This window comes from Burkholderia sp. KCJ3K979, from assembly GCF_016759955.1.
Lineage (GTDB): Bacteria > Pseudomonadota > Gammaproteobacteria > Burkholderiales > Burkholderiaceae > Burkholderia > Burkholderia orbicola.
On sequence record NZ_JACFYV010000021.1, the window covers coordinates 31,694 to 54,180 of the forward strand.

At 67.3% G+C, this 22,487-nt stretch carries 14 protein-coding genes and 2 tRNA genes; 6 read left to right on the forward strand and 10 right to left on the reverse strand.

The genetic code is table 11. The features are described from left to right. Positions 1-2: 2 nt before the first annotated feature. Positions 3-4,067 (reverse strand): phosphoribosylformylglycinamidine synthase, encoded by a 4,065-nt coding sequence (gene purL / locus H3O04_RS07845; RefSeq protein ID WP_202587462.1) that lies wholly within the window; start codon positions 4,065-4,067, stop codon positions 3-5. A 329-nt stretch (positions 4,068-4,396) separates the two neighbouring features. On the opposite strand from purL, the gene H3O04_RS07850 reads away from it, so the two are divergent. The 3 genes from H3O04_RS07850 to pgi all read left to right on the forward strand — a co-directional run bounded on the left by H3O04_RS07850 (position 4,397) and on the right by pgi (position 9,029). Further along, positions 4,397-5,698 (forward strand): FAD-dependent oxidoreductase, encoded by a 1,302-nt coding sequence (locus H3O04_RS07850; protein ID WP_202587463.1) that lies wholly within the window; start codon positions 4,397-4,399, stop codon positions 5,696-5,698. Positions 5,699-5,750: 52 nt separating this feature from the next. Then, positions 5,751-7,295: an NAD(P)H-hydrate dehydratase gene (locus H3O04_RS07855; RefSeq protein WP_202587464.1), complete on the forward strand. Its 1,545-nt coding sequence runs from the start codon at positions 5,751-5,753 to the stop codon at positions 7,293-7,295. Positions 7,296-7,406: 111 nt separating this feature from the next. Continuing rightward, complete coding sequence (gene pgi, locus H3O04_RS07860) at positions 7,407-9,029, forward strand: glucose-6-phosphate isomerase (RefSeq protein ID WP_012328695.1); 1,623 nt, start codon at positions 7,407-7,409, stop codon at positions 9,027-9,029. Positions 9,030-9,097: 68 nt separating this feature from the next. Here pgi and H3O04_RS07865 read toward each other — a convergent pair whose 3' ends face one another. Further along, a complete protein-coding gene (locus H3O04_RS07865) occupies positions 9,098-9,811 on the reverse strand; it encodes an ABC transporter ATP-binding protein (RefSeq protein ID WP_202587465.1) in 714 nt (237 codons plus the stop codon). On the opposite strand from H3O04_RS07865, the gene H3O04_RS07870 reads away from it, so the two are divergent. Further along, positions 9,810-10,478, forward strand: coding sequence for an arylesterase (locus H3O04_RS07870; protein WP_074802555.1), 669 nt, complete (start codon positions 9,810-9,812; stop codon positions 10,476-10,478). The genes H3O04_RS07865 and H3O04_RS07870 overlap by 2 nt on opposite strands. A gap of 74 nt (positions 10,479-10,552) precedes the next feature. On the opposite strand, the gene H3O04_RS07875 is transcribed toward H3O04_RS07870, so the two are convergent. The 7 genes from H3O04_RS07875 to tig form a co-directional block, all read right to left on the reverse strand. Beyond that, positions 10,553-12,490 carry a SurA N-terminal domain-containing protein gene (locus H3O04_RS07875; protein WP_027814542.1) on the reverse strand — a complete coding sequence of 646 codons (1,938 nt, stop codon included), beginning with the start codon at positions 12,488-12,490 and terminating at the stop codon, positions 10,553-10,555. A gap of 163 nt (positions 12,491-12,653) precedes the next feature. Beyond that, positions 12,654-12,730: transfer RNA gene (locus tag H3O04_RS07880), tRNA-Asp, on the reverse strand. Between the two features lie 23 nt (positions 12,731-12,753). Continuing rightward, a tRNA-Val gene (locus tag H3O04_RS07885) sits at positions 12,754-12,829 on the reverse strand. 205 nt (positions 12,830-13,034) lie between these two features. Next, a complete protein-coding gene (lon, locus tag H3O04_RS07890; RefSeq protein WP_011549610.1) occupies positions 13,035-15,458 on the reverse strand; it encodes an endopeptidase La in 2,424 nt (807 codons plus the stop codon). A gap of 197 nt (positions 15,459-15,655) precedes the next feature. Next, complete coding sequence (gene clpX / locus H3O04_RS07895) at positions 15,656-16,927, reverse strand: ATP-dependent Clp protease ATP-binding subunit ClpX (RefSeq protein WP_006489345.1); 1,272 nt, start codon at positions 16,925-16,927, stop codon at positions 15,656-15,658. 164 nt (positions 16,928-17,091) lie between these two features. Further along, positions 17,092-17,745, reverse strand: a complete 654-nt coding sequence (gene clpP, locus H3O04_RS07900; protein WP_006496351.1) for an ATP-dependent Clp endopeptidase proteolytic subunit ClpP — start codon at positions 17,743-17,745, stop codon at positions 17,092-17,094. Between the two features lie 140 nt (positions 17,746-17,885). Further along, entirely contained in the window at positions 17,886-19,232 is a 1,347-nt protein-coding gene (gene tig / locus H3O04_RS07905; protein WP_027809630.1) for a trigger factor, read from the reverse strand. A gap of 391 nt (positions 19,233-19,623) precedes the next feature. Between tig and H3O04_RS07910 the strand changes: the two genes are divergently transcribed. Next, the gene (locus H3O04_RS07910; protein ID WP_202587466.1) at positions 19,624-20,769 is read left to right on the forward strand and encodes a glycerate kinase; all 1,146 of its coding nucleotides are present in this window, start codon (positions 19,624-19,626) and stop codon (positions 20,767-20,769) included. A 62-nt stretch (positions 20,770-20,831) separates the two neighbouring features. Further along, positions 20,832-21,281 carry a MarR family winged helix-turn-helix transcriptional regulator gene (locus tag H3O04_RS07915; RefSeq protein ID WP_006478574.1) on the forward strand — a complete coding sequence of 150 codons (450 nt, stop codon included), beginning with the start codon at positions 20,832-20,834 and terminating at the stop codon, positions 21,279-21,281. Positions 21,282-21,469: 188 nt separating this feature from the next. Here the strand turns inward: H3O04_RS07915 and H3O04_RS07920 are convergent, their stop codons facing one another. Beyond that, the gene (locus H3O04_RS07920; protein ID WP_202587467.1) at positions 21,470-22,468 is read right to left on the reverse strand and encodes a 2-dehydropantoate 2-reductase; all 999 of its coding nucleotides are present in this window, start codon (positions 22,466-22,468) and stop codon (positions 21,470-21,472) included. Positions 22,469-22,487: the final 19 nt, after the last annotated feature.

A 22,487-nucleotide genomic window follows, 5' to 3' on the forward strand; every position in this document is an offset into this window, starting at 1 on the left:
GATCAGCCGATCCAGCGGCGCGCGTTGCGGAACACGCGCAGCCACGGGCTCGCTTCACCCCAGCCTTCCGGGTGCCAGCTCATCGTGACCGTGCGATGCACGCGCTCCATGTGCGGCATCAGCACCGAGAAGCGGCCGTCGGCCGTCGTGACCGACGTGATGCCGGCCGGCGACCCGTTCGGGTTGAACGGATAGCGTTCGGTCGCTTCGCCGCGGTGGTCGACGTAGCGCATCGCGACCGCGACGCGGTCGATGTCGCCCTGCTGCGAGAAGTCCGCGTAGCCTTCGCCGTGCGCGACCGCGACCGGAATCCGCGAGCCTTCCATCCCCGCGAAGAAGATCGACGGCGACTTCTCCACCTCGACGAACGAGAAGCGCGCCTCGAACTGCTCGGACTTGTTGCGCGTGAACTTCGGCCACGCTTCCGCGCCCGGGATCATCGACGCGATGCTCGACAGCATCTGGCAGCCGTTGCAGATACCGAGGGCGAACGTATCGGGACGCGCGAAGAACGCCGAGAACATGTCGGCAAGGTTCGCGTTGAAACGGATCGTCTTCGCCCAGCCTTCGCCCGCGCCCAGCACGTCGCCGTACGAGAAGCCGCCGCACGCCACCGCACCCGCGAAATCGGCCAGCGTCGCGCGGCCGGCGAGCAGGTCGCTCATGTGCACGTCGTGCGCGTCGAAGCCTGCGCGGTCGAACGCGTACGCGGTTTCCAGATGCGAGTTCACGCCCTGCTCGCGCAGGATCGCGACGCGCGGCCGTGCGCCCGTCGCGATGAACGGCGCGGCGATGTCGTCGGCCGGATCGAACGTGAGCACCGGCGAGAGGCCCGGATCGGCCGCGTCGAGCAGCGCGTCGTATTCGGCATCCGCGCAGGCCGGGTTGTCGCGCAGGCGCGCGATGCGCCAGCTCACTTCGCTCCATGCGCGATGGAGTTCGGCACGCGGCGCATCGAAGATCTTCTTCGCGTCGCGGTACACCTCGATCACGTCGCGATCGTTGACCGAGCCGATCACGTGCGAACACGTCGACAGGCCGAATTCGCGCAGCGCGCCGAGCACCGCATCGCGGTCGGATGCGCGCACCTGCACGACAGCGCCGAGCTCTTCGGAGAACAGCGCGCGCAGCGTGCGGTCGTCGCGAAGGCCGCTCGTCTGCTTCGCCCAGTCCTTCGCGTCGCCGTAGTCGGATTCGTGGTTCGGGTCGAGCGTCAGCATGTCGACGTTCAGCGACACGCCCGCATGGCCCGCGAACGCCATTTCGCACACCGTCGCCCAGAGGCCGCCGTCCGAACGGTCGTGGTACGCGAGCAGCTTGTCCTGCGCATTGAGCGACTGGATCGCGTTGAAGAAGCGCTTCAGGTCTTCCGCGTCGTCGACGTCCGGCGTCGTGTCGCCGACCTGCTGGGTGACCTGCGCGAAGATGCTGCCACCCATCCGGTTCTTGCCGCGGCCGAGATCGATCGCGATCAGCACGGTGTCGCCCGCGTCGGCCACGCGGCGCAGTTGCGGCGTGAGATGACGGCGCACGTCCTCGACCGGCGCGAACGCGGAGATGATCAGCGACACCGGCGACACCACTTCCTTCGCGACGCCCTGCTCGTCCCACTTCGTCTTCATCGACAGCGAGTCCTTGCCGACCGGGATGCCGATCCCGAGCGCCGGGCACAGCTCCATGCCGATCGCCTTGACCGTGTCGAACAGCGCGGCGTCCTCGCCAGCCGTGCCGCACGCGGCCATCCAGTTCGCCGACAGCTTCAGTTTGTCGAGCGACGCGATCGGCGCGCTCGCGATGTTCGTGATCGCTTCGCCGACGGCCATGCGGCCCGATGCCGGCGCATCGATCACGGCGAGCGGCGTGCGCTCGGCCATCGTCATCGCCTCGCCCTTGAAGCTCGCGTAGTCGAGCGCGGTGATCGCGCAGTCGGCCACCGGCACCTGCCACGGGCCGACCATCTGGTCGCGCACCGACGTACCGCCGACCGAACGGTCGCCGATCGTGATCAGGAACGACTTGCTGCCGACCGTCGGGTGCTTCAGCACGTCGAGCGCGACGGCCGACAGCGCGATGCCCGTCACGTCGACCGGCGCACGCTCGGTCGCGACGCGCACGACGTCGCGGTGCATGCGCGGCGGCTTGCCGAGCAGCACTTCCATCGGCATGTCGACCGGGTATTCGTCGGCGCCCGTCGCTTCGTCGTCGACGAGCTTCAGCTGGCGTTCGTCGGTCGCGACACCGACCACCGCGAACGGGCAGCGCTCTCGCGCGCAGATCGCCTCGAAGCGGGGCAGGTCGGCCGGCGCGATCGCCAGCACGTAGCGCTCCTGCGCCTCGTTCGACCAGATTTCGCGCGGCGACAGGCCCGATTCCTCGAGCGCGACCTTGCGCAGTTCGAAGCGCGCGCCCTTGCCCGCGCCGTCGACGATTTCGGGGAATGCGTTCGACAGGCCGCCCGCGCCGACGTCGTGGATGCTCAGGATCGGGTTTTCCGCACCGAGCTGCCAGCAGCCGTTGATCACTTCCTGCGCGCGACGCTCGATTTCCGGGTTGCCGCGCTGCACCGAGTCGAAGTCGAGTTCGGCCGTGTTCGCGCCGGTCGCCATCGAGCTCGCGGCGCCGCCGCCCATGCCGATCCGCATGCCGGGGCCGCCGATCTGGATCAGCAACGAGCCAGCCGGCACGTCGTGCTTGTGCGTGTGCTGATCCGCGATGTTGCCGAGGCCGCCCGCGATCATGATCGGCTTGTGATAGCCGTGCACCGTGCCGCCGACGTTCTGCTCGTACACACGGAAATAGCCGCCGAGGTTCGGGCGGCCGAATTCGTTGTTGAACGCGGCGCCGCCGAGCGGGCCGTCGATCATGATCTGCAGCGGCGACGCGATGCGGTCCGGACGGCCGTACGGGCCGTGCTGCTCGTTCGGGTTGCGCTCGGCCACCGGCTGCGCGGCGTCACGTGCGTTTTCCCACGGCTGGCGGGCGTCGGGCAGGTCGAGGTTCGACACGGTGAAGCCCGTGAGGCCGGCCTTCGGACGCGCGCCGCGGCCCGTCGCGCCTTCGTCGCGGATCTCGCCGCCCGCGCCGGTCGCCGCCCCCGGGAACGGCGAGATCGCCGTCGGGTGGTTGTGCGTCTCGACCTTCATCAGCGTGTGCGTGAGCTCGGTGTGGCGGCCATAACGTTCACCCGGCTCGCCGGCCGCGCCCGTCTTGCGCGGGAACCAGCGCTCGGCTTCGGCGCCGACCATGATCGACGAGTTGTCCGAATACGCGACGATGGTGCCCTGCGGGCTCAGCTTCTCGGTGTTGCGGATCATCGCGAACAGCGACATGTCCTGCGCTTCGCCGTCGATCGTCCACTGCGCGTTGAAGATCTTGTGGCGGCAGTGTTCGCTGTTCGCCTGCGCGAACATCATCAGTTCGACGTCGGTCGGGTTGCGTTCGAGCTTGCGGAACGCGTCGACCAGGTAGTCGATCTCGTCGTCGGCGAGCGCGAGGCCCAGCTCGACGTTCGCGCGCTCCAGCGCGCCGCGGCCGACGCCCAGCACGTCGACGGTCGCGAGCGGCTTGGCCGGCAGTTCGTCGAACAGGTGCTTCGCGTCGTCGCGCGCCGCGACCACGCTTTCGGTCATCCGGTCATGCAGTGCAGCCGCGACGGCCGCGCGCGCGTCGTCCGACAGCGCCTTCTTGCCGCCGAGCAGGCCCGACTTCAGCGTGACCGTGAATTCGACGCCGCGCTCGATGCGGCGCACCTGCGTGAGGCCGCAGTGCTGCGCGATGTCGGTCGCCTTGCTCGCCCACGGCGAAACCGTACCGAAGCGCGGCAGCACGACGAAGGTCTCGGTCGCGCCCTTCTCGCCCGCCGGCTGGAACGGCGCGCCGTAGTGCATCAGCGCATCGATGCGCGCGCTGTCGTCGGCCGACAGCGGCTCGGCCGCATTGACGAAGTGCAGGAACTGGCCGCGCACCGCGACGATGTTGGCGTCGATTTGCCTGAGCGTGTCGAGCAGACGGGTTTGACGGAAATCGGAGAGGGCCGAAGCGCCGGGAAAACACGAGAAGTGAGCCATGGGCTGGACTGACGTCGATGAGTCGCGCGAGGTGGCGACGTGGGGCGAAAGGAAGGCCGTAATTATACCCGGAAGTCGGCCGCCCAAGACCGGCCGATCGGTAGTCCGCGTGCACCGCCACGGTGCCCGGACGCGCGGCCCGCCCGGTCGCCCGCCGGGCCGGCCTCCAAGGGCCCGCGCGCCCGGCCGCCGTCGCGCAACCGCACGACCCATGCTCGGCCGGCGCCGGCTCGCGCACTTTTGGCGCTATCATTCCGGGTTCACCGGGCCCGGGCCCTCAGCGAATTCTCACCGGGCGGCGTGCGCGCCGCCCGTCATCGAAGCAATCCATGGATGTCATCGTCATCGGCGGCGGAATCAGCGGCGTCGCCACCGCCTACCAGCTGCGCGCGGCCGGCCATCGCGTGTGCGTGGTCGAACGCCACGCGACCGTCGCGCAAGGCGCGACCTACGGCGACGGCGGCGCGCTGCTGCCGAGCCCGCTCGACGTCTGGTTCGGCCCGACGTTCATGCGCCAGCGCCAGCCGCGCGACAGCGGCATCGTCTACAAGCCGGGCTTCAACGGCGGCGTGCGCCGCTTCGTCAAGCAGCTCGGCACGCTGCGCGAGCCCGACGCGTTCGCCGCGCAGTACGCGCGGCTGCGCCCCCTGATCGACGTGTCGCGCGACACGCTCGCCGATATCGAGGCGCGCCTCGAGCTCGAATTCGAGCAGAAACCCGGCATCCTGCACGTCGTGCGCGATCCACGCGACTGGGAGGCGCTGCAGCCCGCGCTCGACCTGCTGCGCACGCTCGACCAGCCGTACCGCCTCCTCAGCGCCGACGAATGCGCGGCGCTCGAACCGTCGGTGCCGGCGGAGCCCAGCTTTGCCGGCGGCGTGCTGCTCGAAACCGAGCGCACCGGCAACTGCCCGCTGTTCGCGAAACTGGTCAAGCAGACGCTCGACGAGCACGGCGTGCAGTTCCGCTTCGGCGCGGACGTCGCCGCGATCCGCATCGACAACGGCCGCGCGGCGGTCGAGCTCGTGCCGCCGGGCAACGGGAGCACGGCGAAGGCGCGCGAGGTCGACGTGATGTCCGCCGACGCGATCGTGGTCGCCGCCGGCGCGGGCAGCCTCCCGCTGCTCGAACGGCTCGGCTGGCGCTTGCCGCTGCATCCGGTCCGCACCCATACGCTCACCGCGCCTGTCGCGTACGAAGAACACGCACCGCACCTGAGCGTCGTCGATGCGATTAAGCGGATTTCGATCACGCGTACCCACCAGCGGTTGCGTATCGGCGGCGGCGCCGTGCTCCAGAGCCTCGCCGATACCGCGAAGCCGCTCGCCGAGCCGCTGTCCGAGGCCGCGCTCGCGCTGCTCGGCCAGGCCGTCCACGACTGGGTGCCCGGCGCCGCGAAGATTTCGGCCGCGCTGTCGTGGCAAGGCATGCAACTGCTGTCGCCGGACGGCCTGCCCGTCGTGGGTCCGACCCCGCATCCGCGCGTGTTCGTCAATTTCGGCCATGGCCCGGCCGGCTGGGGCCTCGCGTGCGGGTCTGCTAAAGTGGTGACCGACTATCTGGGCGGCAACGTCCAGCACTGGCCCGCCGACACGCTCGCCGCGCTGAGCGCCGGCCGCTTCACGACCTGACCGCCGCGGGCCGACTCGTGGCGGCATCCTTGCCAGCCGCCACGATCCCGCGATGACCGTTACCCGCCCGCTTCCCGATTCCGATCCGATCGCGCTCTTGCGCGTCGTCGACCTGCGCGCCGCCGAAGCCGACGCCACCGCCGCGCTGCCGCCGCACACGCTGATGGGCCGCGCCGGCGCCGCCGCCGCGCGCTGGCTGTCCGAGCGCGTCGCCGGCGACGATCGCCCCGTCTGGTTCGCGGTCGGCCCCGGCAACAACGGCGGCGACGCACTGGTCGCCGCCGCGCAGCTCCAGCAACTCGGCGTCGCGACGCATGCGTGGATGCCGGTACCGGTCAAGCCGGACGACGCGCAATGGGCGCTCGGTCTCGCGCGCTCGGCCGGCGTGCCGCTGTCGGCTACCCCGCCCGCGTCGCTGGATGGTTACGCGTGGGTCGTCGACGGGCTGTTCGGCATCGGTCTCGGCCGCGCGCTCGACGGCGCGTTCGCCGAGCAGGCCGCACGCATCGCCGCCCATGCGCGCGGCGGCGGCCGCGTGCTCGCGCTCGACGTGCCGAGCGGGCTCGACAGCGACACGGGCCGGATCGTCGGCGCGGGCGTCGCCGTCGCGGCCACCCACACGCTCACCTTCATCGGCGCGAAGCCCGGCCTCTACACGGGCGATGGCCGCGATCTCGCCGGCGAGATCCACGTCGCGTCGCTCGACGTCACGCCGCCCGCCGCGCCGGCCATCGTGCTGAACGCGCCCGCGCGGTTCGCCGCGGCGCTGCCCGCGCGCGCCTTCGCGTCCCACAAGGGCACGTACGGCAGCCTCGCGGTGCTCGGCGGCGACACGGGCATGTGCGGCGCGCCGATCCTCGCCGCCCGCGCCGCGCTGTTCGCGGGCGCCGGCAAGGTGCACGTCGGCTTCCTCGGCGCAGGCGCGCCGCCGTACGATCCGCCCTTCCCCGAACTGATGCTGCATCCGGCCGACACGCTCGACCTCGGCACGATGACCGCGCTCGCGGCCGGTTGCGGGCTCGGCACACGCGAAGCCGCGGCGACGCTGGTGCGCGACGTGCTCGCGCACGACATCGCGACGCTGCTCGATGCCGACGCGCTGAACCTCGTCGCGACGCACGCGGACCTCGCGGCCGCCGTCGCCACGCGCGGCGCGCGCGGCAATCCGTGCGTGCTGACGCCGCATCCGCTCGAAGCCGCGCGCCTGCTCGGCGGCGACACGGCCTCGGTACAGCGCGATCGCGTCGCCGCCGCACAGGCACTCGCCGCACGTTACGCGGCCATCGTCGTGCTGAAAGGCTCGGGCACGGTGATTGCCGCGCCCGACGGCCGCGTGACGATCAACCCGACCGGCAACGCAGCGCTCGCCACCGGCGGCACCGGCGACGTGCTCGGCGGCCTGATCGGCGCACTACTGGCGCAGCGGGTCGCGCCGTACGAAGCCGCGCTGGCCGGCGTCTACCTGCACGGTCTCGCGGCCGACACGCTGACCGCGAACGGCACCGGGCCGGCCGGGCTCACCGCCGGCGAGCTCGCGCCGATGGTACGCACGCTGATCAATCGCCTTTTTTACCCGTCGCCGCGCGCCGACACGTAACGCCGCTATACTGACTGCCCCGCCGCACGGCGGGCCTTCTCGTCCGCCGGCTTTCCGATCCCGATGAGCCGGCGCGGCATTCCTCCCGATTCACGCTTCACTCGAACCGCCATGACGCTGAAATCGCTCCCCGCCTGGACTGCCCTTCAATCCCACTTCGAACAGATCCGCCACGCGCGGCTGCGCGACTGGTTCGCGCCGGAAAACGATCGCGCGCCGACCCGCGCCGAACGCTTCACGATTCCGGGCGGCGGTCTCGCGGCCGATTTCTCGAAGAACCGCATCGACGACGAAACGCTGCGCCTGCTCGTGCAGCTCGCGCGCGACGCCGGCGTCGAGGCGCGCCGCGACGCGATGTTCGCGGGCGAGATCGTCAACCCGACCGAAGGCCGCGCCGCGCTGCACACCGCGCTGCGCGCGACCGACCCGCAAGCTCCGTTCCATGCGCAGGTGAGCGCCGAGCGCGCGAAGATGGCGACGTTCGCGCGCGCCGTACGCAGCGGCACGTGGACGGGCTATACGGGCAAGCGCATCCGCCACGTGATCAACATCGGCATCGGCGGCTCCGATCTCGGCCCGAAGATGGTCGTGCATGCGCTGCACCACGTCGCGACGCCCGAGATCTCGACGCACTTCGTGTCGAACGTCGACGGCGCCGATCTCGCGCGCGTGCTCGAACAGGTCGATCCCGAGGAAACGCTCGCGATCATCGTGTCGAAGACCTTCACGACGCTCGAGACGATGACGAACGCACGCTCGCTGCGCGACTGGTTCGTCGCGCGCGGCTGCCCCGAAGATGCGCTCGCGAAACACTTCGTCGGCGTGTCGGCGAACCCGGCCGAAGTCGTGAAGTTCGGCATCGCCGCGGACAACGTGTTCGAAATGTGGGACTGGGTCGGCGGCCGCTATTCGCTGTGGTCGGCGGTCGGCCTGTCGATCATGATCGCGATCGGCCCCGAACAGTTCGACGAACTGCTGGCCGGCGCGAACGACATGGACCGTCACTTCCGCGAAGCGCCGCTCGAGCGCAACCTGCCGGTGCTGCTCGGCCTGATTGGCATCTGGTACCGGAATTTCTTCGGCTCGCAGAGCTATCTCGTCGCGCCGTATTCGGAAGCGCTGCACTACCTGCCGTCGTACCTCCAGCAGCTCGAAATGGAGAGCAACGGCAAATCCGCGCGCCTGGACGGCACCTTCGTCGACTACCCGACGTCGGCCGTCACGTGGGGCGAGCCGGGCACCAACGGCCAGCACGCGTTCTTCCAGATGCTGCACCAAGGGCCGACGATCGTGCCGATCGACTTCATCGCGGTGCTGACGCCCGAGCATCCGCTCGCGAGCCATCATCCGAAGCTGCTCGCGAACTGCTTCGCGCAGAGCGAGGCGCTGATGCTCGGCCGCACGCTCGAGGAAGCGCGCAAGGTCGCCGGGCCCGGCAAGGAAGCGCTCGCGCCGCACTTGACGTTCCCCGGCAACCGCCCGACCACGACGCTGCTCGTCGATGCGCTGACACCGCGCACGCTCGGCGCGCTGATCGCGCTTTACGAGCACAAGGTGCTCGTGCAGGCGACGGTGTGGGACATCAATCCGTTCGACCAGTGGGGCGTCGAGCTCGGCAAGATTCTCGGCAAGGTGGTCGAAGCCGACCTGTCGGCCGAATCGGTCGATCCGGCGAAGCACGACTCGTCGACCACGGCGCTGATCGAGCGCGCCCGCGCGGCGCTCAAGCGTTGAAGCACTGACGCAACGGCGTCATGCCCATGCCGGCCGCGCGATCCACTCTACGCGGCCGGCACGACCATTCACGCGTTGCGCGATGCCGCGTGCGGCGCGACGATGCGCCCCGCGTCGATGGCGACCGTCGTTGCGCAGCGGCGCGCGAGTTCCGCGTCGTGCGTGACGAGCACGAGCGTCGCGCCGTGCGTGCGGTTCAGTTCGAACGTCAGGTCGATGACCGCGTGGCCGGTTGCCGCGTCGAGACTGCCGGTCGGCTCGTCGGCGAACAGGATCGCCGGGCGCGTGACGAACGCGCGGGCGAGCGCGACACGCTGCTGTTCGCCGCCCGACAGCAGCTTCGGATAATGCGCGGTGCGTTCGCCGAGACCGACCTGCACGAGTAGCGCCCGCGCGCGGTCGGCCGCATCGCGTGCGCTGATGCCGCCCTGCAGTTCGAGCGGCAGCATCACGTTCTCGAGCGCCGTCAGATGCGGCATCAACTGGAATGACTGGAATACGAAGCCGACCGCGCCGTTGCGCAGCGCCGCGCGTTCGTCCTCGTCGAGCTGGTCGAGCGCGCGGCCGAGCAGGCGAACCGTGCCGCTCGTCGCGCTGTCCAACCCTGCAAGCAGGCCAAGCAGCGTCGATTTGCCCGACCCCGACGCGCCGACGATCGCGAGGCTGCTGCCCGGCTGCACGGCGAACGTGATGCCGTCGAGGATCGTCAGCTCGCCCGTTGCATCGGCAACCCGCTTGCACACGTCATGGACTTCGATGATCGGATCGGTAATCTTGAACATGGACACGACATTTCGCTGGAAAAGACGCGCGGCGGCCGCCGCGCTGCTGGGCACCCTGCTGGCCGTCACCGTGCCCGCACGCGCCGCGACGGCGCCGGCATCGAGCCCGCCCGTGATCGTCGTGCTCGGCGACAGTCTCTCGGCCGAATACGGATTGCCGCGCGACACCGGCTGGGTGGCGCTGCTGCGGCAACGGCTCACGACCGAGCGAATCGATTATAGCGTCGCGAACGCCAGCGTCAGCGGCGACACCACGAGCGGCGGCCGTGCGCGGCTGCCCGCGGTACTGCAGCGGCTCAAGCCGTCGATCGTCGTCGTCGAACTCGGTTCGAACGACGCGCTGCGCGGCGTGCCGCTCGCGACGACCGAGCAGAACCTGCGCGACATCATCGCCAGTGCGCAGCGCGCGCGGGCGAAGGTCGTGCTGGTCGGCATGTACGTGCCACCCAATTACGGCCCGGACTACACGCAGAAGTTCCACGCAGTCTATACACGGCTGTCGAAAGACCTCGGCGTGCCGCTCGTGCCGTTCCTGCTGGCCGGCATCGAGAACAAGCCCGAGCTGTTCCAGGCCGACCAGATGCATCCCGCGCAGCAGGCGCAGGGCATCCTGCTCGACAATGTGTGGCCGGCACTGAAGCCGTTGCTCGGCAAGCCGCACGGCTGATCGCAGCCGAGCGTCGGAAAACAAAAAGCCCCGCTTCGAGCGGGGCTTTTTGATGGTTGCGGGCGAAACGAGGCTCAGTTGTCGCCGTCCTGCTGCTGGCTGGCCGTCGTGCTGCCATACAGCTTGACCTTCGAACGATCGCGCAGCGCGGCGAGGTACGCCTCGCCTTCGCTCTGCGCATCGACCTGCGCCATCTGCTGCTGCGCGGCCGCCAATTGCTGCGGATCGACCGCCGAACCCGGGATCACCGCGTTCACGCGATAGATCGCATAACCGTCCGCGCCGAGATCGACCCCGACGTAAGCCGGCAGTGTCTTCGCATCAACCTTGTAGACGGCGCTCAGCGCAGCCGGCGTCAGGCCCTGCGATTGCGTGCGCGACACCTTCTGCGCAGCCGCGAACCCGTCGGTCGACTTCGACTTCTGCAGCTCGGCCAGCTTCGCTGCACCGTCCTTCTTCGCGAGTTCCGCGGCCTGCTCGGCGATGACCTTCTGGCGCACGACGTCCTTGATCGCGTCGAGCGCGGGCACCGCGGCCGGCTTGTGCTCGGTCACGCGCGCCGAGATTAGCGTGTTGTTGCCGACGTCGATCGCCTGCGTGTTGTTCTGGTTCTTCACCGCGTCGTTCGCGAACACGGCGGCCAGGAACTTCGGATTGTTCAACGGACTCGTCGGCGGCAGTTGCGGATTCGGCGTCGGCGTGACGGTGGCCGTCTGAATCGTCAGCTTGTACTTGTCCGCGGCCGGCTGCAGCGTCTTCGCCTTTTCGTAGACGGTCGACGTGAAGCCCTCCGCGTTGTCCGAGAACGCCTTCGATGCGTACTGCTGCTTCAGGTCGACCGCGATCTGGTCCTTCACTTCCGCGAACGGCTTGACGATCGCCGGCTTCACTTCGGTCGCCTTCAGGATGTGAAAACCGAGATCCGACTGCACGATACCGCTCACGTCGCCCTGCTTGAGCGAGAACGCGGCATCGTCGAACGCCTTGCCGCCCGCGGTCGAGCCGCGCGTGATGAAGCCGAGGTCGCCGCCCTTCGCCGCCGACGGCGCGTCCTGCGAGCTCTTCTGTGCAATCTGCGCGAACTGGTCCGGATGCGCCTTCACGTCGGCCAGCAGTTGCTCGGCCTTCGCCTTTGCTGCTGCCTTGTCGGCCGCGCTGGCGCTGCCCGGCGCGGCGATGAAGATGTGGCTCACGCGCACCTGCGCTTCGGTACGGAAGTGCGTCGGGTTGTCGTCGTAAAACTTCTTGATGTCCGCTTCGGTCGGCTGCGCGCTCGCGGCCGCGGCGGCCGGCGAATAGACGAGGTACTGGATCGTCGCGGTTTCCGGCGTCGCGAAGCTCTGCTTGTGCGCGTCGTAGTACGCGGTGAGCTGCGCGTCGGTCGGCTGGACCTTCGCTGCGAAGTCGCTCGTCTTCAACACGAGCGCCTGCACTTCACGCTGCTGCGCGGCGAGTTCGGACAGGCGTTGCGCGAGGCTCTTCGGCGTGAACGCGCTCGACACGATGCTGGCCGGAATCTGCTGCAGCGACAGGCTGTAGCGCACGCGCTCCTGGTACTGCTCGGGCGTCATCCCCTGGAACGACAGCAGCTGCGCATAGCGTTCGACGTCGATCGTGCCGTCGGGCTTCTTCAGCGACGCGATCATCGGGTCGCTCATCAGCGCGTCGCGCACCGCGTTGTCGGATGCGGTCAGGTGCAGACGCTGCGTCTCGTCGGCCAGCACGCGTTGCTGGATCAGGCCGTCGAGCACCTGCTTGCGATGTTCGGGCGTGTCGAACATCTTGATGTCGAACTGCCCGCCGAGCGCCTGGCGCGCCTGGTCGATCTGCTGGCGGAACGCGCCGTCGAATTCGACCCGCGTGATCTTGTGCCCGTTGACTGCCGCGACGTTCGCACTGTCGTCGAAGAAACCGCGGAAACCTTGGATCCCGACGAAACCCAGCCCCGGCAACACGATCAGGAGCAGGAGCGCCATCATCAGGCGCTGGTGATTACGGAAGAAATCGAGCATGCGTGACGGGTAAATTGGACAAAACGACCGATATTACAACATACGGGGTGGGACGGGATAAAACGCAGGCGCTTCCTTCACTCCGCAGTCACGCGCCTGGCAGCGGGCACAAACCGAACGCACAAACAACAATGCCCGCACAAGGCGGGCATTGTTGTTTGTTTGGCGGAGCGGACGGGACTCGAACCCGCGACCCCCGGCGTGACAGGCCGGTATTCTAACCGACTGAACTACCGCTCCTTGGTCTGGCTGAATCGGGAAACTGGTGGGTGCTGAGGGGTTCGAACCCCCGACCTACGCCTTGTAAGGGCGCCGCTCTACCAGCTGAGCTAAGCACCCGTTTCCGATTCGTTCTGACTGCGATCTGCGTTTGCGCATCAACAATCAGCGAGCCCGCAAGTTTAATTCATCCCCGATCATTTTGCCAAGCCTGCGCGTGAATTTTTTAACCCACGCGCTCGCACGATTGCGCTGCGCATAAAAAACCCGCGGACACCGCCGCGGGTTTCGTGAACAACCGTCAGCAACGACGGTGCTCTGGGTCTCAGTGCTTGACGACTTCCGTCGAGCCCGCATCCTTCGCGGCCTCACCGACCGGCGCCGCAGCCTTCGCTTCTTCTTCCGGCGGCAGCGGCGTCGGCGAACGCTCGAGCGCGAGCTCCAGCACCTTGTCGATCCAGCGGACCGGCACGATCTCGATCGCGTTCTTCACGTTGTCCGGAATGTCCGCGAGATCCTTCACGTTCTCTTCCGGAATCAGCACGAGCTTGATGCCGCCGCGATGCGCAGCCAGCAGCTTTTCCTTCAGCCCGCCGATCGGCAGCACTTCGCCACGCAACGTGATTTCGCCCGTCATCGCGACGTCGGCCCGCACGGGAATACCCGTCAGCACCGACACCAGCGCGGTCGTCATCGCACCGCCGGCGGACGGACCGTCCTTCGGCGTCGCGCCTTCCGGCACGTGGATGTGGATGTCCTGCTTCTCGAACGCTTCGTCCTTGATGCCGAGACGACGCGAACGCGAGCGCACGACCGAACGCGCAGCCTCGACCGACTCCTTCATCACGTCGCCGAGCGAACCCGTACGGATCACGTTGCCCTTGCCCGGCATCACCGCGGCTTCGATCGTCAGCAGGTCGCCGCCGACTTCCGTCCACGCGAGGCCCGTCACCTGACCGACCTGGTTTTCCTTCGCCGCGAGGCCGAAGTCGTACTTGCGCACGCCGAGGAACGTGTCGAGGTTCTCGCCATCGACCTTGATCGCGCCCGATGCCTTCTTCAGCAGCAGCATCTTCACGACCTTGCGGCAGATCTTCGACACTTCCCGCTCGAGCGAACGCACACCGGCTTCGCGCGTGTAGTAGCGGATGATGTCGCGGATCGCCTGCTCGGTGACCTCGATCTCGCCGTCCTTCAGCCCGTTGTTCTTCTTCTGCTTCGGCAGCAGGTAACGCTGGGCAATGCTGACCTTCTCGTCTTCCGTGTAGCCCGACAGACGGATCACTTCCATCCGGTCGAGCAGCGGCGGCGGGATGTTCAGCGAGTTCGACGTCGCGACGAACATCACGTCCGACAGGTCGAAGTCGACTTCGATGTAGTGGTCGGCGAACGTGTGGTTCTGTTCCGGATCGAGCACTTCGAGCAGCGCCGACGACGGATCGCCGCGGAAATCCATGCCCATCTTGTCGACTTCGTCGAGCAGGAAGAGCGGATTGCGCACGCCGACCTTCGCGAGGCTTTGCAGGATCTTGCCCGGCATCGAACCGATGTACGTACGGCGGTGGCCGCGGATCTCGGCTTCGTCACGCACGCCGCCGAGCGCCATCCGGACGAACTTGCGGTTCGTCGCACGGGCGATCGACTGGCCGAGCGAGGTCTTGCCGACGCCCGGAGGCCCGACGAGGCACAGGATCGGCGCCTTGACCTTGTCCACGCGCTGTTGCACCGCGAGATACTCGAGGATCCGTTCCTTGACCTTCTCGAGGCCGAAGTGATCCTCGTCGAGCACCTGCTCGGCGTTCGACAGGTCGTTGTTGACCTTGCTCTTCTTGCGCCACGGCAGGCCGATCAGCGTGTCGATGTAGTTGCGCACGACGGTCGCTTCCGCCGACATCGGCGACATCAGCTTCAGCTTCTTCAGCTCGGCGTCGGCCTTCTTCTTGGCTTCCTTCGGCATGCGCGCGGCGTTGATGCGCTTCTCGAGCTCCTCGAGATCCGCGCCTTCCTCGCCTTCGCCCAGTTCCTTCTGGATCGCCTTGACCTGTTCGTTCAGGTAGTACTCGCGCTGGCTCTTTTCCATCTGGCGCTTCACGCGCCCGCGGATGCGCTTTTCGACCTGCAGGATGTCGATCTCGGCTTCGAGTTGCGCGAGCAGGTGCTCGAGGCGCTCGATGACCGGGAACATCTCGAGGATGTGCTGCTTCTGGTCGAGCTTCAGCGGCAGGCGCTCGGCGATCATGTCGGCGAGACGGCCTGCTTCATCGATGCCCGACAGCGACGTAAGAATTTCCGGCGGGATCTTCTTGTTCAGCTTCACGTACTGGTCGAACTGCGACACGATCGCACGGCGCAGCGCTTCCGTTTCGGCGCTGTCCGCATGATCGGGCTCGAGCGGCATCACTTCGCAGGAGAACTGCGTCTCCTGTTCTTCGATCGACAATGCCTTCGCGCGCTGCAGGCCCTCGACGAGCACCTTCACGGTGCCGTCCGGCAGCTTCAGCATCTGCAGGATGTTGGCGATACAACCGACCTCGTACATGTCCTTTTCGGTCGGTTCGTCCTTGGCCGCGGTTTTCTGGGCGACGAGCATGATGTGCTTGCCGCCTTCCATCGCTGCTTCGAGGGCCTTGATCGATTTCGGCCGGCCCACGAAGAGCGGAATGACCATGTGCGGGAAAACGACGACGTCCCGCAGCGGCAGCAGCGGGAGCGTGATGCGTTCCGGCGGGAGAAGTTGGGTGCCTGACATTTCATTTCCCCATGAGTGGAATCAATTGTTCGGTAATTGAGGCCGCCACAACGAATTGCAAGCCTTCAAGTGCGGGAAATATTCGGTAAGAAAGTAACCACCGCGTGTCGAGTCAGAGTTACCCACAAGATAAACGAAAAAAAGCCGCCCACGGACTCATGAACGGCCTTTTTCGCTGAACATCGTCGGCAAGCCGGTCAGTTCGAACCCGCCACCTTCGGCGTGTCCTCGTAGATCAGCAAGGGCTTGCCGTCCCCATCGATGACGTTCTCGTCGATGATGACCTTGCTGACCCCTTTCATCGTCGGCAGCTCGTACATCACGTCGAGCAATGCCTGTTCGATGATCGAACGCAAACCGCGCGCGCCGGTCTTGCGGCGGATCGCCTTACGGGCGACTGCCTGCAACGCGCCCGGCCGGATCTCCAGCTCGACGCGCTCCATCGCGAACAGCTTGTGATACTGCTTGACGAGCGCATTCTTCGGCTCGACCAGGATCTTCATCAGCGCAGCTTCGTCGAGCTTGCCGAGCGTCGCGACCACCGGCAGACGGCCGATCAATTCGGGGATCAGACCGAATTTGATCAGGTCTTCCGGTTCCGTTTCGCGCAGCACCTCGCCCGCGTCGCGTTCCTGCTTGCTCTTGACCGTCGCGCCGAAGCCGATGCCGGTCTTCTCGGTACGATCGGTGATCACTTTTTCGAGACCGTCGAACGCGCCGCCGCAGATGAACAGGATGTTGGTCGTGTCGACCTGGATGAAATCCTGGTTCGGGTGCTTGCGGCCGCCCTGCGGCGGCACCGACGCCATCGTGCCCTCGACGAGCTTCAGCAGCGCCTGCTGGACGCCCTCGCCCGACACGTCGCGCGTGATCGACGGGTTGTCCGACTTGCGGCTGATCTTGTCGATTTCGTCGATGTAGACGATCCCGCGCTGGGCCTTGTCGACCTCGTAGTTGCAGTTCTGCAACAGCTTCTGGATGATGTTCTCGACGTCCTCGCCGACGTAGCCGGCTTCGGTCAGCGTCGTCGCGTCGGCGATCACGAACGGCACGTTGAGCAACCGCGCGAGCGTCTGCGCGAGCAGCGTCTTGCCGGAGCCCGTCGGGCCGATCAGCAGGATGTTGCTCTTCGACAGCTCGACGTCGTCCTTCTTGTCGAGATGCTTCAGGCGCTTGTAGTGGTTGTACACGGCCACCGCGAGGATTTTCTTCGCGCGCTCCTGGCCGATCACGTACTGATCGAGGATGTCGCGAATTTCCTGCGGGCTCGGCAGATCCGACCGGGACAGGCTGGCCTCGACGCCGGCGGCAGCCGCCTCGTCGCGAATGATTTCGTTGCAGAGGTCGATACATTCATCGCAGATGAACACCGACGGGCCCGCGATGAGTTTTTTCACCTCATGCTGGCTTTTCCCGCAAAACGAGCAATACAACAGCTTCTCGCTGTTCGAACCTTTTTTGTCCGCCATGAATGTAGAGCCTCCGGACAGGTAAATGACATGATACGCCGATTGCTCCGAACGCCGCGCCTAGGGCGCGACCGGAGCCGGCTGGATGCGCTTGCCGCAGATGCTCAGGGCACTCGGGACGTTTGAGGGCGCCGGCCCGAATCGGGGCGGCACCCCGTTTAAACTCACGGGCGCTTCAACAACACCTGATCGATCAGCCCGTACGCCTTCGCGTCCTCGCTCGACATGAAGTTATCACGGTCGGTGTCGCGCGCGATGCGTTCGACGTCCTGGCCCGTGTGTTGCGCGAGCAGGTTGTTCAGCCGTTCCTTCAGGTAGAGGATCTCGCGTGCCTGGATCTCGATGTCGGATGCCTGGCCGCGCGCGCCGCCGAGCGGCTGGTGAATCATCACGCGCGAATTCGGCAGCGCGAAGCGCTTGCCCTTCGCGCCCGACGCGAGCAGGAACGCGCCCATGCTGGCCGCCAGGCCCATGCACAGGGTCGACACGTCCGGCTTGATGAACTGCATCGTGTCGTAGATCGCCATCCCGGCCGACACCGAGCCGCCCGGGCTGTTGATGTAGAGGCTGATGTCCTTGTCGGGATTCTCGCTCTCGAGGAACAGCAATTGCGCGACCACGAGGTTGGCGGTCTGGTCGTTCACTTCGCCGACCATGAACACCAGGCGCTCCTTCAGGAGACGCGAATAGATATCGTACGAACGCTCGCCGCGGCCGCTCGTTTCGACGACGATCGGCACCAGCCCCAGCGCTTGCGCCTCGAAACCCTGCGGCGCGTTCGAAGCAAGCATGTCCAGCAATTCAGCGCGAGTGATCATTCAATGAACCTTGTTCGAATGGAAAATTGAACGGAAGGAAGCCGCCCGCTCAATCGCCATATTAATGGCAACCGTGCGCTTGACGTAAAAACGGCGTGCGGGCCGTCGCTCCGACAGCCGGCACGCCGCTAGAGCGACACTTACGCTTGCGCCGATGCGCTCGCGAGTGCCTCGAAGCTCACTTCCTTGTCCGTCACCTTGGCCTTGCCCAGCACGAAATCGACGACGTTGCTTTCAACGACGAACGCTTCCATCTCGGCGAGGCGCTGCTGGTTGGAATAATACCAGCGGACCACTTCCTTCGGGTCTTCGTAGCTCTTCGCGAACTCGTCGACTTCCGCGCGGATCTGTTCCGGCTTCGCTTCGAGGCCGTTCGCCTTCACGAGTTCAGCCAGCACGAGGCCCAGCTTCACGCGGCGCTCTGCCTGCTCGGCGAACATCTCGGCCGGGATCGGTGCGTCCTTCGCGTTCGGCACGCCGCGCTGCGCCAGATCCTGGCGAGCCATTTCGACGAGACGTTGCTGGTCCTGCTCGATCAGCGCCTTCGGCACGTCGAGTTCGGAAATCTTCAGCAGCGCGTCCATCACCTGGTTCTTGACGATCGACTGCGTGCGACGCTTCGCTTCGCGCTCGAGGTTTTCCTTGATCTCGGCGCGCATCTTCGTGAGGTCGCCGTCTTCGATGCCGAGCGACTTCGCGAATTCCGCGTCGATTTCCGGCAGGTGCGGCCACTCGATCTTCTTCATCGTGACCGTGAACTGCGCCGTTTTGCCGGCGACGTCCTTGCCGTGGTAGTCATCCGGGAACTTGAGGTCGAACGTACGCTGTTCGCCGACCTTCAGGCCCAGCGCCGCCGTTTCGAATTCCGGCAGCATGCGGCCTTCGCCGAGCACGAACGGGAAATCTTCGGCCGTGCCGCCCTGGAACGCGACGTCGTCGATCTTGCCGACGAAGTCGACCGTCACGCGGTCGCCGTTCTTCGCCGCGGTGTCCTCGCCGCCGTCGCCGTGCTCGCCGGCTTCGCCGCGTGCGTGATAGTGCACGCGCTGCTTGCGCAGGATGTCCAGCGTGCGGTCGATTTCGGCGTCGCCGATCGACGTGGTCGAGCGCTCGACTTCAGCCGTCGCCAGATCGCCGATCTTCACTTCCGGGTAGACCTCGAACGTCGCGTCGAACGCGTATGCGTCCTCGGCTTGCTCCTGCTTCGGCTCGAAGCTCGGCTGGCCGGCGACGCGCAGGTTCTCCGCGCGGCTGACCGTGAAGAATTCCTGGCCGATCTTGTCGCTCAGCACTTCGGCTTCGACCTGACCCGCGTATTGCTGGGCGACCATCTTCAGCGGCACCTTGCCCGGGCGGAAACCCGGCATGCGCACGGTCTTCGCGAGTTTCTGGATGCGGGCATCGATTTCCTTCTGCACGGTGTCTTTCGGCAAAGAAATCGTCACACGGCGTTCAAGCTTGCCGAGGTTCTCAACAACGTTAGCCATGGCTTCAATCGTCCTAAAATTATTCGAGCGAATCGGGTTTTCCTTGCCGTGCCTGCCTGCAGCGTGAGGTGCGCACACTCACACGCCGCGCCGGAGCGCCACGCCATCCCTGCACGCGCCGGATGGCTAGCGCAAGCGGCTCGGAGCACGGCTTTGGCCGGAAGAATCGACTATTCTAGCAAACAATTTTCCTCGTACCGCCAGATCAGCACGACACGCATGTGTCCCCGCCCTGCCGACGGCCCGATGCACGGCCATGCACGCGGATCGCGGCTATGCCGAACGGCGTATCCACCCCGGGCCCGCCATCCTGTAAGCTCCGATAGCGTGTGAGCCACCCTCGTGGCTCGACCACCCATTCTTCACACCAATCACGCCTTCCGGAGACACCATGCCGCACCACCCGTCCGCGCCTGTCGTCGTCATCGCGCCCGATTCGTTCAAAGGCTCGCTTTCCGCCGAGCAGGTCGCGGACGCGATCGCCACCGGCATTCGCCGCGCCCGGCCCGACGCGGTCGTGCGCTGCTGCCCGATGGCGGACGGCGGCGAAGGCACGCTCGACGCGATGCTGGCGGGCGGCGGCACGCGGCGCACGTTGCGGGTGGCCGGCGCGTCGCTGGCGGCACGCGATGCGGCGGTCGGCGTGATCGATGCGCGCACCGCGATCGTCGAGACGGCCGAGATCGTCGGGATTACCGACCCGGTCGGCATGAGCGTGCCGGTCGACGCGCGCAGCACGCGCGGGATGGGCGAGGCGATCCGCGCGCTGCTCGACGACGGCGTGCGCCGCTTCTTCGTCGCGCTCGGCGGCAGCAGCACCAACGACGCCGGTGCCGGGCTGCTCGCGGGCCTCGGCCTGCAGTGCTTCGACGCCGACGGCCAGCCGGTCGAGCCGGTGCCGTCACGGCTCGCCGACATCGCGCGCATCGACGCGTCGGAGCTCGACCCGCGCCTGAAGGAAACGGAATTCGTCGGCATGTCCGACGTCGACAATCCGCTGACGGGCGCGCATGGCGCCACCGCCGTGTTCGGCCCGCAAAAGGGCGTGACGGCCGCACAGGTCGCGCCCCTCGATGCGGCCCTCGCCCGCTTCGCCGACCTGCTCGAAGCCGCGCTCGACCGCCGCAGCCGCGAGCTGCCGGGCGCAGGCGCCGCCGGCGGCCTCGGTTTCGCGCTGCACATGCTCGGCGCACGCTTCGAGGCCGGTGCCGAAGTGGTGGCACGCCAGGTCGGGCTCGACGCCGCACTGGCCGGCGCCGACTGGCTGATCACCGGCGAAGGCCGCTCGGACGTGCAGACGCTGCACGGCAAGGCGCCGTTCATCGCCTGCCGGCACGCGCGGGCCGCCGGCGTACCCGCGTCGCTGCTGTCCGGCGCGATCGACCCGGCCGCGCTGCCGCGCCTGTCCGAGCATTTCTCCGGCTGCTTTTCGCCGGCTCCCGGGCCGATCACGCTCGACGTCGCGATCCGCGACGCGGCCAACCTGCTCGCGAACGAAGCGGAACAGTTGACACGCCTGAAGTACGGTGCACACTGACCGTTGACCCGAGCGCGCGATACAGGAACAATCGGGCCCGCCCTTTTTCTTCAGGATTCGACATGAAAGGCCGTCAAGCCGGGCTCGATCAGTTTCTGACCTATCGCCTCCATGCGCTCACGAAGCGTTCCGACCGCGGGATCGGCGAGGTGTACCGGCACAAGCTCGACATCTCGCTGCCCGAGGCGCGCGTGATCGCCGCCGTCGGCGCATTCGGCCCGTTCTCGATCATGGATCTCGCGCGCCACACCAATCTCGACAAAAGCCAGGCCAGCCGCGCAGCCGAAGCGCTGCTGCGCCAGGGGCTGCTCGAGCGCAGCGCGAGCGACGAAGACGGCCGGATCGTGCTGATCGCGCTGACCACCGACGGCCGCGCGCTGCATCGCAAGATCATGCCGATCGTGCGCAAGTGGAACGACGGCTTGCTCGCATGCCTGTCCGACAGCGAACGCCAGACGTTCGAGCGGCTGCTCGACAAGGTCGTCGCGCACGCGACCGAGCGCGACGACTGAGCCGCGCGTCGGCCCCGGCATCGCCGGACGGCCGAGTGCCGCGGGCAGCATTGATCCGACGAATCAGACGGGTCGCCCGAGTCGCGCCACGCGCGGTCCGGGCGGCCCGTTTTGCATCATGCGGCGGCATCGCGTGACGCACCCATTGTCGCCGTGCCGATGGCTGGTATTCAGCAGCCTCGCACGCGCTACAACCCGCTGTTCGCCGCGCGCTGACGCAACAATCCAAGCACCGCGTCGCAGTACGGGGTCGGCACGCCAAGCTTGCGGCCGAGCTCCGGAAACACGCCGAGGATCGGCCCGATCTCGAGCGAGCGCCCCGCTTCGAAATCCTGCAGCATCGATGTCTTGAATGCGCCGAGCTTGCGCGTGACCGCGATCCGCTCGGGGCTGCTCATCCCCGTGGACAGGCCGAGCTTCGCGCCGATCGCAGCCGCCTCCTCCATCATCCGCAGGGCGAGATCCTGTGTGAACGGATCGTCGAGCAACTGTTCGGCCGTCGAACCGGTCAGCGCGCTCAGCGGGTTCATGTTCATGTTGCCCCACAGCTTCGTCCAGATCTCGGCCCGGATCGCGGGCGTCGACTCGACGTCGAAACCGCCGGCCGCGAGCGCCGCGGCGAACCGCGCGGTGGCCACGTCGAGCCGCGGATCGGGCGTGCCGACGATCAGCCGGTTGCCGCGCCCGCGACGCACGACGCCCGGCGCGTCGGTACTCGACGACAGGTGCACGACACAGCCGATCGCCTGCGCGGGCGGCAATGCGGCCGACACCGCGCCGGCCGGATCGACCGCATCGAGCGGCACGTCGTCGATCGCCCCTTCCAGCCCGTGCGTAAACCACCACGGCAGCCCGTTCATCGCCGCGACGATCACCGTATCGGGGCCGACCAGCGGCGCAATACGGGCGGCCAGCGCCGGCAGCGCCTGCGCCTTCAGCGCGATCACCACGTAGTCCTGCACGCCGAGCGCGGCCGCATCGTCGCTTGCCCGCACCGGCACCGACGAGGTTGCACCCGCCTCGTCGATCACGCGCACGCCGTGCGTATTCAGCGCGTCGAGCGTCGTGCCGCGTGCGTACGCGCTCACGGTCATGCCGGCTCTCGACAGCGCGGCCGCGAGCAATCCGCCGATCGCGCCGACGCCGACCACCGCCGCGCGCACCGACCCTGAATTCGTGTCGTTCATGATGGCATTCCGTCTCCTG